General features: G+C 65.7%; 17 protein-coding genes. All 17 read right to left on the bottom strand.

Annotation, left to right across the window (positions count from 1 at the left end):
- Window positions 1-31 precede the first annotated feature (31 nt).
- Window positions 32-586, bottom strand: coding sequence for a transcription termination/antitermination NusG family protein (locus AC1RQP_RS28070; protein ID WP_492939749.1), 555 nt, complete (start codon window positions 584-586; stop codon window positions 32-34).
- Between the two features lie 385 nt (window positions 587-971).
- On the bottom strand, window positions 972-3809 hold the full coding sequence (locus AC1RQP_RS28065; RefSeq protein ID WP_492939747.1) for a phage/plasmid primase, P4 family: 2838 nt from the start codon (window positions 3807-3809) through the stop codon (window positions 972-974).
- A complete protein-coding gene (locus AC1RQP_RS28060; RefSeq protein ID WP_492939745.1) occupies window positions 3806-4117 on the bottom strand; it encodes a hypothetical protein in 312 nt (103 codons plus the stop codon). Before AC1RQP_RS28060 ends, AC1RQP_RS28065 begins: the two co-directional genes overlap by 4 nt.
- Window positions 4114-4542 carry a hypothetical protein gene (locus AC1RQP_RS28055; protein WP_492939743.1) on the bottom strand — a complete coding sequence of 143 codons (429 nt, stop codon included), beginning with the start codon at window positions 4540-4542 and terminating at the stop codon, window positions 4114-4116. The genes AC1RQP_RS28060 and AC1RQP_RS28055 overlap by 4 nt, the downstream gene beginning before the upstream one ends.
- Entirely contained in the window at window positions 4542-4883 is a 342-nt protein-coding gene (locus tag AC1RQP_RS28050) for a hypothetical protein (RefSeq protein WP_492939741.1), read from the bottom strand. The genes AC1RQP_RS28055 and AC1RQP_RS28050 overlap by 1 nt, the downstream gene beginning before the upstream one ends.
- Window positions 4880-5092 (bottom strand): hypothetical protein, encoded by a 213-nt coding sequence (locus AC1RQP_RS28045; RefSeq protein ID WP_492939739.1) that lies wholly within the window; start codon window positions 5090-5092, stop codon window positions 4880-4882. Before AC1RQP_RS28045 ends, AC1RQP_RS28050 begins: the two co-directional genes overlap by 4 nt.
- Entirely contained in the window at window positions 5080-5361 is a 282-nt protein-coding gene (locus AC1RQP_RS28040; protein ID WP_492939737.1) for a hypothetical protein, read from the bottom strand. The genes AC1RQP_RS28045 and AC1RQP_RS28040 overlap by 13 nt, the downstream gene beginning before the upstream one ends.
- A 5-nt stretch (window positions 5362-5366) precedes the next feature.
- The gene (locus AC1RQP_RS28035; protein WP_492939735.1) at window positions 5367-7220 is read right to left on the bottom strand and encodes a ParB/RepB/Spo0J family partition protein; all 1854 of its coding nucleotides are present in this window, start codon (window positions 7218-7220) and stop codon (window positions 5367-5369) included.
- A gap of 2 nt (window positions 7221-7222) precedes the next feature.
- On the bottom strand, window positions 7223-7552 hold the full coding sequence (locus tag AC1RQP_RS28030) for a hypothetical protein (RefSeq protein ID WP_492939733.1): 330 nt from the start codon (window positions 7550-7552) through the stop codon (window positions 7223-7225).
- On the bottom strand, window positions 7549-8094 hold the full coding sequence (locus AC1RQP_RS28025) for a hypothetical protein (protein ID WP_492939732.1): 546 nt from the start codon (window positions 8092-8094) through the stop codon (window positions 7549-7551). The genes AC1RQP_RS28030 and AC1RQP_RS28025 overlap by 4 nt, the downstream gene beginning before the upstream one ends.
- Window positions 8091-9179 carry a hypothetical protein gene (locus tag AC1RQP_RS28020; RefSeq protein ID WP_492939730.1) on the bottom strand — a complete coding sequence of 363 codons (1089 nt, stop codon included), beginning with the start codon at window positions 9177-9179 and terminating at the stop codon, window positions 8091-8093. Before AC1RQP_RS28020 ends, AC1RQP_RS28025 begins: the two co-directional genes overlap by 4 nt.
- Window positions 9176-9562 (bottom strand): helix-turn-helix domain-containing protein, encoded by a 387-nt coding sequence (locus AC1RQP_RS28015; protein WP_492939728.1) that lies wholly within the window; start codon window positions 9560-9562, stop codon window positions 9176-9178. The genes AC1RQP_RS28020 and AC1RQP_RS28015 overlap by 4 nt, the downstream gene beginning before the upstream one ends.
- Complete coding sequence (locus AC1RQP_RS28010; protein ID WP_492939726.1) at window positions 9559-10383, bottom strand: hypothetical protein; 825 nt, start codon at window positions 10381-10383, stop codon at window positions 9559-9561. Before AC1RQP_RS28010 ends, AC1RQP_RS28015 begins: the two co-directional genes overlap by 4 nt.
- Entirely contained in the window at window positions 10380-10715 is a 336-nt protein-coding gene (locus tag AC1RQP_RS28005) for a hypothetical protein (RefSeq protein ID WP_492939724.1), read from the bottom strand. The genes AC1RQP_RS28010 and AC1RQP_RS28005 overlap by 4 nt, the downstream gene beginning before the upstream one ends.
- Window positions 10712-10891: a hypothetical protein gene (locus AC1RQP_RS28000; protein WP_492939722.1), complete on the bottom strand. Its 180-nt coding sequence runs from the start codon at window positions 10889-10891 to the stop codon at window positions 10712-10714. Before AC1RQP_RS28000 ends, AC1RQP_RS28005 begins: the two co-directional genes overlap by 4 nt.
- Complete coding sequence (locus AC1RQP_RS27995) at window positions 10888-11235, bottom strand: hypothetical protein (protein ID WP_492939720.1); 348 nt, start codon at window positions 11233-11235, stop codon at window positions 10888-10890. Before AC1RQP_RS27995 ends, AC1RQP_RS28000 begins: the two co-directional genes overlap by 4 nt.
- Entirely contained in the window at window positions 11228-11575 is a 348-nt protein-coding gene (locus AC1RQP_RS27990) for a hypothetical protein (protein WP_492939718.1), read from the bottom strand. The genes AC1RQP_RS27995 and AC1RQP_RS27990 overlap by 8 nt, the downstream gene beginning before the upstream one ends.
- Window positions 11576-11637 lie beyond the last annotated feature (62 nt).

Here is an 11637-nt window from a genome sequence, read left to right as displayed (position 1 = left end):
TACTCCGTTCCGCTTGCTGACCGAGCCGGTACTAGGAGAGACTGAGGAGATCTTGCAGTGCCTGATTCCGCTTAGCTGAGTCAAGCGAGCGCAGCTGTCGGAAACACTTTTCCACCCTTCGCGGCTTAGCTCCTCGCTTGCTGTGGTGCCGAGGCTTCTTTGCTGCGGACCATCGTTGGCCGTTCTCCACGGCACGTACCAGACTGATCTCCTCGTCGGAGAGCGGACCCAACGTGCCGACAACGCCGTCGACAGCGAGCAACCGACCGTAGTTGCCGTCCCACAGGAAGACGAAGACGTACCCCGGAAACATCGGCCCTCGACGTACCACCTTGCGACCGCGGCTCACGACAGTCTCTACATATTCGGGCTGGTAGATGCCAAAACGGCGCTTTGCCAGCTCATCGACAGCGTCGCGGGACGCAATCTCAACCGCGCACCACTTGGCCTCAGCACCTTCGGATAGCTGCGCAGCGCGTGGATCAACAGGTGCCCGCGGCCGCGCGAGCTCTGCACGTGCATCGGCCGAGAGCATCTCCGCCAACACTTCCGGCGAGAAGGCCGCCGGCAACTTCGTCGTCGTCATAGTCCAACATCTCGATCTCCACACGATTTGCTGGTGATGGCCCGGCCCGAAAGCCGGTTCGAGAAACGGTACCAGTCGGGTACCGTTTCTCCGGGAGGATCATGGGAGCTTGCCTAGGGCCCCTCAACGATCCTCCCGTCTCAAGAAAGCATTGCGAGACAAGGCTTTCTTAAATCCATTGGGAGGTTGGGAGGATTGGGAGCTTATTTCCGTTTGTCATATGTGTGCCTGCGCGCGCACGCGCATGTAACGTATGGAAACAAGCTCCCGAAATTCCCTCAACCTCCCATTCGCTGAAAACTCAACGGCTTAACCGACTTTGATTCTTCCCAACTTTGGGAGGTTGGGAGGATGCGTCGCCGCTCTTCGAGCTTTGCCGCACGTGTCAGATCTCGATCGCGCCGGCATCTGCCGTCTCCTTTTCCCCGTCGTCACGCATGCGCAGCGGGTTGCCGTCGGCATCGACGAAGTCGTTCACGCTCTTGGTGAGCTTGATGTCGAGGAACCACATCACGTTGGACTGCTTACTCTTGTAGCCGCGCTCCTGCATCGCCAGCGATAGCCCGCGGTTCTTCCAGGCGTTCTCGCCTGAGGCCTTGCACCAGGCCTCATAGACCTGATGCAGCACGCTCGACTGCACGCGATCCCCGATGCTGTCGGCCACACAGGCGCCCAGGAAGCGGCCGAGCGGGTCGGAGGCGGCCCGATACTCGGCCGTCGCCTGGACGACGTCCTCAGGCTCCTGCAGCCCCTTGTCGAGCCAGATGCGCAAACCATCGAGCAGCCAGTTGAGAATGCCGGCACCTTCGGCGCGCAGCTTGTCGCCGAGGTGGATGTCGCGCTCTTCCTTGGGAATGGTGACGCTGAAGGGCACGAGGCGCACGCGGCGCCAGATGCCTTCGTCGGTGCCCGAGATCGTCGGCCGGTAGTTGCCCGACATCGTCAGCTTGAACTGCGGATAGAACTTGAAGAAATCGCGGTTGAGGTGTCGCGCCTGGATAGGCTCGCCGCCCGTCACCAGCTTGACCAGCGCCTCGGCCAGCTTTGCACCCTTCTCCGGTTCGGAGGTCCGCAGCATGCGCACGCCCGGCAAAATGGCGAGATCCGGCGTGGCCTGGCCGGCTCCACGCGATTTACCGTGGTCGAGGAACGTCTCGATCGGGACGGTCTCGCCATAGTCGCCGGCGACGAAAGACACGGCATCCATCAGCACTGATTTGCCGTTCGAGCCCTTGCCGTAGAGGAAGGCGAGCAGCTGCTCGGTGACGCCGGTCATCGACACACCCAGCCACTGCTGCAGGAAGGCTCGCATCTCGACCCGCGGCTGCACGCGCTCGAGGAAGGCATCGAACACCTTCCGCTCCGCATCGGGATCGTAGTCGACCGGCGCCAGCTTGGTGATCATGTCGGCTGGATCGTGCGGACGGAACTCGACATAGTCGCCTTCCGCGCGCTTGGCGACGACCAGCGTGCCGTTGCGGACATTGATCTTCATCTTGTCGGCGTCGAGCTTGTCGATCGACACGGCGAAGTACGGCGCCCCGCGCTTCGACAGCGCGCCGAGCTTGTTGACGGCCTCCGAGCTGCGGCCCCAGGCCGCGACCTTGTCGGAATACAGCGTCTTGTTGCCGTCGCGGTCGACCTTGAAGACGAAGTCGCGCGCCCCGCGCGGCGGGTCCGGATCGTCCTTGCAGCCGCTGGCCTTCAGCTCCTTCGCCTCGTCCTGGATCATCCGCACGGTGTCGTGCTCGGCGATCTTGACCAGCTCCTCGGCGCCCTCGCGGCTCCAGCGGCGGCCGTCCCATGTCAGCCAGCCGATCGCCGGGCACCACAACAGCCGATCCTTGTAGCGCTCACGGAAGCGCTCAGCATTGCCGAGGTCCGTCAGCGGAAAGAATGCCAGGCGCATGTTGCGGACGTCATCGGCCTCCGCCGGTGGCCGTGGCGGCTCGCCCCCTGCACCCCAACCGCCGGCAGATTGCGGCACAGCTCCCGTTTGGGAGCTTGGCTTGCCATTCGTCCCCGGTGGGGGTGCAGGGGCGACGGAAGAATCGGGAGGATTGAAATCATCTGGGGGCCGCGCGTCGCCGGCGGCGCCGAGGCGGCCGGAAGAGGACACGCGGTCGGCCGCGTCGGCATCCTCCCTGCGGCCATCATCTCGAGTCACACCCGCGACGTCTCTGCGGCCGCGCGGCCGGCTTTGCCGATCCGCCGCCTGGCGGCGGATCTCGTTCAAGTCGCGCGGTTGCGATCGGCCTTTGCGGAATCCACTCTCGATCGTGGCGCGAACCGCGCGCAGACCATCGTCGCGGATCAGCCCGCAGTCCGCGGCCGCATTCTCGAGCGCAGCACGCACGAAGCTCTCATTGAGCGCGCCGGCGGCAACCAGCTGAGCCAGCTTCAGGCTGGCGATGTTGAGCGCATCGTTCCGGCCGCCCTGTCCCGCCTGGCGCACAGTCTGCAGCTCAGCATCGAGGGCCGAGAGGCCGTATTTGCGCACGGCCTCATCACCGGCCGCGATCGTGTCGCCCTTGCCATCTTGGTTTGCGCCGTTCGCTGACGCTCGGGCGCCCGGCGGCCTGACGCCGGCGGCCGCGCGCGCGCCGATGCCGGATCCTTGGCCGGATCCTTGCGCCGGCTTCTCCTCGAAGGCGCCGCGGCGCAGGATCAGGTCGACCAACGCCGCCGGCGCGATGGCCACGTCGAGCTGCTTGTCGCCCCAGGCGTAGGCCACGCCGTCCTTGCGCAACGATGGCGGCGCAATGACGTAACCGCCCTCGCCGCGAATATCGATCCGCGAGCCCTTGCCGAGCAGGTTGGCGCGATTGCCGATCTCGGATCCGTCGGCCGGCAGCTGGAAATACAGATGCACGCCGCCGCGTGGCGTCAGCGCGTACCTGGTCGGCGGCAGCGGGGCGCCGATCGCGCGCTCGAGGTTGATCTGCAGCGTGGCGGCCTCAAACACCTCGCCGGTCGCCTTGTCCTCGCCGGCGTCGACGTCGACCACGAACGCGCCGATCGGCGCGCCGGTCGGCAGTCCGATCATCGCCTGCGGCCAGCGCTGCCACCAGGCGCGGATCATCGTCTCATCCGTGGTCGCCAGCTTCAGCCCGCCCTCGCCGGCAACGTCGCTCTTCACCAGCGGCTGCTTGGTGCCGGGATGACATGGGAAGACAGACCAGCCGCGGGCGGCCAAGGCGAGCGCGTGCTCGAGCATGCTCATTCCGGCTCGACCTCGACTTCGGTCTCGCCGGCGCCCACCTCGATCGCCTCGGCCGCCTTCTCGGCGATGAATTTGGCCGCAAACTTCCCGCGATACTCCAGCCGATCGAGGATCTCCTGGTCACTCTGGATCATGTCGAGCAGACGCACGATGCCCGCGAAGGCATCGCGCCGCTCGGTCATGCCGGCGTCGGCCTCCTTCAGCTGCCCGCCAGCGACCAGCGCGTCCTGGACGATCTCGATCCGCTCGGCCTCGATCTGCGCTTGGTACTGCATTTTTGCGAGGGTGGACTTGCCGGGAGGCTTCACCGTTCCACCCCTTGTGATGAAAGACAGAACCAATCAAAATCGAGGGATTGCCTAATGGAGATTTCAGAATGCCCCTTATTACCGATCCATCTCGCCACACCGAGCTCCAGCCTTTCGAAGGCATCGCGTTTGCGATGTTCGACCAGGAACACCGCGTCCTCTGCTTCGTCACATGGGCTGCGTTGCTCGATCGCGCTGCAAAGGATGGCACCCGTCAAACGGACGTCAGAGGCACGTTCGACCGGTACCGTTTGAAAATCGAACAGATCGCGAGCAGAAATTACGACCAGGGGGAAGCCAGGCCCGTAGTCCGCACCGAGCAGCTCACGCCGCGCTAGCAGTTCCGCGTCCTCAGCGGCACCCGTTCGATCGAGACCGAGGCGGATCGGTGCGACGAAGCGACCTTTGTAGGAATGGGCGACCATCAGGCCATCCCTTTCGCTTCGATCAAGCCCAGCATTTCCGCCGGAATCTCGCCTGCCCTGTTCTTGGCCTCGACCTCGTCAGCCAGATTGCGCAGCTCCGGCGCGACCCATTCGAGGCCGGTCGACTTGCCGCGCCACTCCGGCGCGCGGTGGTGCTTGTCGTAGATGTTGGCAAGCCCGCGCGCCTCGATCGCGCCGAGATGCAGCGATGCGGTGTGAACCATCATCACCACACGCCAGCCCTTGCGCTCGATCCAGGACACGCCGACAGTCAGCTGCGCATCCGCTGGCGCGTTCATGCAGGCCTGGCCGAACTTGCGGAAAGCTTTATGGGGTTTCACGACGTCAGATCCACAATGATCACGACGGTGCACACGGACTCCTCGGCACCGCCCGGAAAGCAGACCGGCTGACAGGTCGGATTGTGATCGAACGCGGATCCCAGAGAGTAGCTGCCCTCCCAGCCGTTGCTGCAAATACAGCGCAGCCGATCGCGCTTCGGATCGCTCCAGCGATCGGGATAGTCCTCCGCAGCTGCTAAATGCCACATCTCACCCCTCCCGCCGGCACCAGGCCGGCCGCATTGAGCCAATCGTTGATCTTGATCAGGGCGAGACGCTTGGCGTCGTCGACATCGCTGGCCGGGCGCCAGCTGGTCGAGGCCGAGGCTTCCGGTAGGTGCAGGCGGAAGCAGGCACGGTGCCGATCGCCCTCGATCGCATGGATCTCGCCGACGCGCACCCTGCCGAGCAGCACGGCCTCGCGGCCGAGCGTCAGCCGCTCGAACGTCACAACGCCGTCGTGGGCCTCGCCTGCCATCGCAATCAGCGCTTCTTTGCGGTTTTCTTCGCGGCCGTCTTGGCGAGGCGCTTCTGTGCGATCGTGGCTTTCTTCGCCTCCCGAGTAGCCTTGGCTTTCTTGACGGCTTCGCGGATCGACGGCGCCTTCGCCTCTGGCTTCGCAGCTGCCGCCGGCGCGACCGCGGCCGGCGCCTTGTAGCCCTCGCTGCCAGGTCCCTTATAGTGCACCGTGCGTAGCTCCTTCGGCAGCCAGCCGGTCTTGCCGACATTGGCAAGCGCGAACTTCCAGATCTCCTGCTTGGTCTTGCCGGCGATCTTGCGGGCCTCGTCCTGGTTGATCGCCTCCGCAATCGCCTTCAGCACGAACCCCTTCGGCGCCGACGAGAAGTAATCCTCGACATCGAAGCGCTTGGCGATCGCGGCGTTGAACACGTTGGCATCGAGCGTCTGCCGGATGGTCGGAAACTTGGTGCGCACTGCGTCAGGCGTGCGATAGCGGCTATCCGGGACGATCTGGGCACAGACGATCTTTGCCAGCACCTCGGCGAAGGGCGACTCCTGGAGCAAGGGATCGCCGGCGATCGCGTCGCGAGTGGCAGCCGTCAGCTGAGACTCGAGCCGTTCAATCAGGGCATTCGATAGAGTCTTTGGTTCGGGCGGCAGCTTGCCCTCGTCCTTCGCGGCTCTCGCCTCGGCCTTTTGCTGCACCTTGCGCTCGGCCTTTTCGACCTCCGCGGCCTTTTCCTTCTGCGCCGGCTTCACACGACCGTATTCGATCTTGAGGAAACCGTCGTCGTCGACCTCAAGGAAGCATCCGGCCTTGGCCATCATCGCCGGCGTGTAGGCGCGGAGCTGAATGGTGCGCTTCAGCTTGCGCAGCTCGAGGAACGCCTTCTGTCCATCCGCAGACAGCTCATGATATTGCGGCTTGGCATATTGACCACGACCGCGATCGCGCGCGATGGTGCCGGCGAGCTCGTCCAGGCGCACCTGTTCTTCGTCAGTGGGCTTGCCTTCGGCTTTGAGGTGGCCGTAGTTCCAGGCATTCTGCGGCTGCGGGATCGCAAAGCCCCACCCCGCAGCCTTCAGCGCCTTGCACTCCTCGGCGAGCTTCTCGTCCGCAAGTTTCTTCGCGAGGTTCTTGTCGGACACCTGATGGTCGACACCGAACAGGTCTCGCGTAACCTTGCCGCCCTTCGCGACATAGGCGTCAATGCCGACGAATTCCACAAGCGCGCCGGCGTCGCCAGTGACCTCCAGGAGTTCCTTGACGTCCCAGACGTCGATCTCGCCATGGCGCTCTTCCTCGAACAGCTGCTTCAGGACCTCGTCCTGGCGGCTGTGATCCGCCAGCGTGAACGCAGTGGCCGCCGTCGAGGTAATGTCGCCGCTGCGCCAGGCCGCCCGCACGTTCGGCGACAGATGGCCGAGCGCCAGCACCTGCTCGACCTCGCGCGGCGTCATGCCATATTGCCGGGCGATCTCCTCTTCGCTCTTGCCGCGCTCGTCCCGCAGCTTGGCAAAGGCCTCGTATTCGTCGACCGGATGAAACTTCTTCGCCAGCACCGAGACCGCGAGCGAGTCCTCATAAGCCCGTTTGGCCGTCGTCAATTTGCAGTCGATAAGCTCGGACGATTCTTCGCCATAGATCATCCGCAGCGCCTTGAGCGAGCGGTTGCCGTTGGAGACGAAGTAGATATCGGGCACGCCATCGTCATAGACCAGGAGATCGTCGATCTTGCCGCGCGCGTGGATGTGCGCGGCGAGCTCGGCAATACCGTCCTCACGCCCGGTCACGCGCGCGTTGCCGGGATGGTTCGGGGCCTCGTGGCCGTGCCGTAGGTTCTTCAGCGGGACTTGGATATGCGATGGCTGCATCGTCAGTCTCCCTTGTCGGTTTCAATGAGGTAGCTGGCCGCCACGCCCAGCGGCGACGCCGGCGAGCCGTTCGGGTTGCGCTTCATGGCGTGGCAGATGATGTCGGGCGGGCAGCCGTATTGCAGCGCAAGCGACATCAGGATGGCGCCATCGTTGGCGAGAACGTCGAGCGCGGAGTTCACCTTTTGCGCGTTGATGAACACCTCGACGACAGGCCCGGCGCGGCCTCGCGTCACCTCCCGGCCGAGCCCGATCTTGTAGCGCTGCTCGTCGTGCTCGATCGCGATGGTCTCATGTGCGCGCCGATCGGCGGGCCGCTGGCGATGGGTCATGGCTGCTCCTGCCGAATCCGACGCGCGGCGAGCCGCACCCACCATTGCCGGCGCTCTCCCGGCACGTTGGCCCACAGCACGCGGCCGCCGCCGACCTCGAAGACGTCGCCCTTGAACGAAATGCGGTCATCCCAGCAAGTGAAGCGTGTCTCGAGCTGGTCCCACTCGAAGAAGCCGCTGCCGCTCGCGTGGAGCTTGCCGGCCCGGTCGTACCAATAGTGCTTCCACGGCCGCACCACGTAGGGCCGGTGATAAAAGATCACGGTGTTGATGTAGCAGCAGTGCGCCTGCGCCAGATGCGGGCCCGGCGCCTTGGTGAGCACTGGCTCCCAGAGCACCAGGAGATGCGGCCGCGGCCGCGCGACCAGCACGTCGCTGATGTCAGGTGCGCGATCGATGCCGAGACCGGCGCGGTTCCGCCATTGGACCCACGCCAGCGAACCGCGGACGCCGCACGGCCGCACCTCGTGCTCGCTCCAGGCGTCGCGATCGCGCCACAGCCGCGGGCGATAACGATGGGGCTCGATGGTGGCTGTGGTCACGCCGCCCTCCGCGTCACGGGATTGGTCGTGAACCGCTCCGCATCGTCCGGCCTGGTCAGCGTGTCCTTCGCGATCGGCGGGATCCAGAACGGCGGCTGCGGCTTGTGGCCCTTGACCCAGACCAGCCAGAGATAGGCCGTGGCGGTGCCGCCCTCGGGGTCCCAGCGGCCCTTGCACAGCGGCACGCGCTCGGTGAAGAAGGCGACCAGCGTCGGCGGCGTCTTGGAGAAGATCCGCTCATAGCGGCCCTCGCCTTCCAGCCATTGCAGCCGGACGAAGATGGCGACGCCGACGCGCGCGAGCTGCAGCATGCGCAACAGGAAGCTTTCGGCCAGCGCACCGAACGGCGGATTGGTGATGAACCAGTCGGCGGTCTGGCTGGTGTGCTCGTCCAGGAAATCGGCGACGTCGCCATAACCGTAATCGTGGATGTCGCTGGCGAACACCTTTGCGAAGTACTCGGCCAGCACCTCCGCGATGTGGCCCTCGCCGCAGGCCGGCTCGCGGGCGCTGGCGCGCGCGATGCGGAGCTTGAGGTGGGCGAACACGAGCTCGATCAGCGCGCGCGTGGCAAAGGGCGGCGTCGGGAAGTAATCCAGGCTGTCGTCGGGCTCGACCCGGCCGGACATGATCGCCCGCGCGCCGTGGATGATGCCGGAATTGTCGATCGGGTCGACCAGGATGGCGCGACCCGACGAGAGCCGGTCCCGTGTCGCCTGGCACAGCGCGGCAAACTCCGCCGCCGGCATCGCCGCCGCGGCTTGCGCCCGCGACGACAGCTTCTTCTTCAGCCCGATCTCCTCGAGCGTCGCGCGCGAGGTGTCGTCCTTGCGCCGGCGACCGCCGCCCGCAGCGATCAGGCCCGCCTCCTGCAGCGCGTGCAGCATCGTGCCGAGCTTCCGCTCCGCCTCGAGCTGCAGCACCGTCACCTCGATCAGCGCCGCGCGATCCTGGACGTGCCGGGCGTGCAGCTTGACGTGATCGAGCTGCAGACGGATCTCCAGAACGTCCCTCACCTCCCTGGCCTCGACCAGGGCGGCCCGGGCACGATCGCAAAGATCGACGTAGGCGGCTAGCAGGGTCATGCCGCCCTCACGTGGTCGAGGAAGCCCTGCGCGATCGCTTTGCTCTCGGCAGAAAGCCGATAGCCCCGACCCCAGACCGTCTCAATTTCAACGCCGAAGCGCTTGAGCTTCTTGCGGGCCTTGCAGACATAAACATCGATAATCTTGATCTCAGGGTCGAGATCAGGCCGGTCGCCATAGAGGCCGACCATCGCCAGCTCCTTGGTGACGAGATCGCGCCGCAGCAACAGACCGAACAGAACGGCCTCATGGGCGGTGAGACCGAAGACGAGCGGCACGTCGATGCGGATCCCGACCAGCTCCTCGAGCACACGGATGCGCTCGCGCAACTCGTCGTTTTCGTGCTCCAACCGCTGGACCAGATCGTCGCGAAGCGTCGTCATGCGGCATCACTCCGGTCGATGCGGCGCAGCCAGCGGTTGGCGACTTCACGCCAGATCGCCTGCCCCTCGCTCTTCGCCCTGACGTGCGCTTTCGCCAGCCCTTCGGCACCCTCGACCCTGATCGCCGCCGTGAGCACGTCGAGGTCGATATCAGTCCGCTCCTCGCAGATGATGCGTTCGGCGGCCAGGATCTCGGCGCCTGTGATTGGCGCCCGCTTGGCCTTGACCAGGCACTGCAGCACCTTGCGCGCCGGGATAACGCCGCGCTTCTTGACCAGCCGGCGCACCAGGCCGAGCGCGGCCGTGTCCCCTTCGGCGATCGCCGACGACGGCGAGATCAGGCGGATGCGAACGCCGGCACGCTTGCAGACGTTGTCGACATCGACCGCATCGGGATCTCCGGAGGCGAGCAGAGCCCGGTAGATATCGAAAGGCGTAACCTTGATGCGATCGAGGTTATGTCCGACGAAGGCCCGCGCGCGCTCGTCGACACTGTCGGCGCCGACGATCAGGATCAGGATCTCGGGGATTTTCAGCGTGGCGGCGATGATGGCCGTGTGCTGGCCGTCGATGACGTGCAGCGTGGCAGGTCCGGTCTGCACCACGATCGGCGGCTTGTAGCGATTCCAGCGGAACGTTTCGATCGTGCGCCGGATCAGCCGGATCGAGCGTTCGGAGAGGTCGCGCTGATAGGTACCGTCGACCATGAGGCTGGTCGGGGCAATCCACTTTGCGACCGGCTTCTGACCGAAGTCACTCGCTGCGGACGGCATCAAGTCCGGGAAATTCATCGGCCTGATGGTACGGAGCTTGGCGCTCATCGCCGATATCCCTCCCCGGCCGCTTCCTTCTCGTTCCGCAGCGCCTGCCAGGCTTCGCCGCGCAGGATCGGCAGCAGCGCGCCGATCGCGGAGAGCCATCGCGAACCGGGGTCCATCTCGCCGGCGAAGTAGGCTTCGGTGCAGGCGACGATCGCGACGCCGGCGGCCGTGCTGCGGATGCCTTCGGCCGGCCGCTTGTCGGCATCGCGGATCTCTTGCGCGAGCAGGGCAAAGCGGGTGTCGGCGGCGAGGCCATGGTGGCGCGCTGGCCTGGTCAGCAGCTCCTCGGTGAAGCCGATCAGCTCGGTCAGCGTTTGCGACAGCGGCCTCACGTCGACACCTCGACGATTTCGCCGACCTGCGCCTTGCGCCAGAAGCGCCGGCCATCCTGCGTCTCCCACAGGCGCTCGATGGTGACGCCGAAGAAACCTTGCCGAAGGCGCACTCTGTCGAGCTGCGCTTCACCGGCAACATTGCGATCCGGCGGGGGTGGCGGCGCTGTCTTCATGCCGAGACTCCCTGCTCACGCGCGAAGCGCGCGCGCTCGTGCTGAACCAGCTCCATCAGCGAGGCGAGCACGTGCATCCAGCGGTCGAGCCGGGCGGCCTCGCCTTGCGGCTCTGCGGCGACCAGCGCTGTGGTGGCCATGGCGACGTTGAGCATGCGCACCGGATTGAGCAGGCCATTGGCCAGCGGGTCGGCGAGCAGCAGGTCGATCTGCATCTGCTCGGCGTGCATGCCGAGCAGCGTCGGCCCGTCCTGGCCGTGCAGGAACGAGGTGGCGTGCTTGACGGCGCGCACCGCCAGCATGTTCGCGACCTGGCGCGAAGCGTGCGAGAGCCGGTCAGACATTGCCGGCCTCCTGGCGGTCGCACCTGATCAGCCGGAAATAGCGGACGGCGGGAAACCCCGTGTGGAGTGGGTCCCCGCCGTCCGCCGCCGTGCCGGAGGGCACCCGCACGGATCGGAAGAAGAGAGGCCGCCGCAAGCCGAGCGGATCGGCGGCCGCCCGCGCATCGGCCCGGCGCGTCAACGCCTCCAGGTCGGCGCGCGTGTAGCCAAAGGAAGGCTTGTCATTGAAGGAAGGCTTGGCCGACGGGTGTCGCGGCCGCCGGCCAAGCCACATCGCGCACGCCAGACTGAGCGCGACGAAAACAGTAGCGATCGAGATCAGGATCTTTGCTGCCATCATTGTCAGACACGTCTCCTCATTCGCCGGACAGGGTCCGGCGGTGGGTGGGCTCGAAACGCGGG

It is taken from the genome of Bradyrhizobium sp. GW821-FHT13H06, assembly GCF_058803975.1.
The sequence above is the reverse complement of the archived record's forward strand: the minus strand, read 5'-3'. Positions and strand labels throughout refer to the sequence as shown.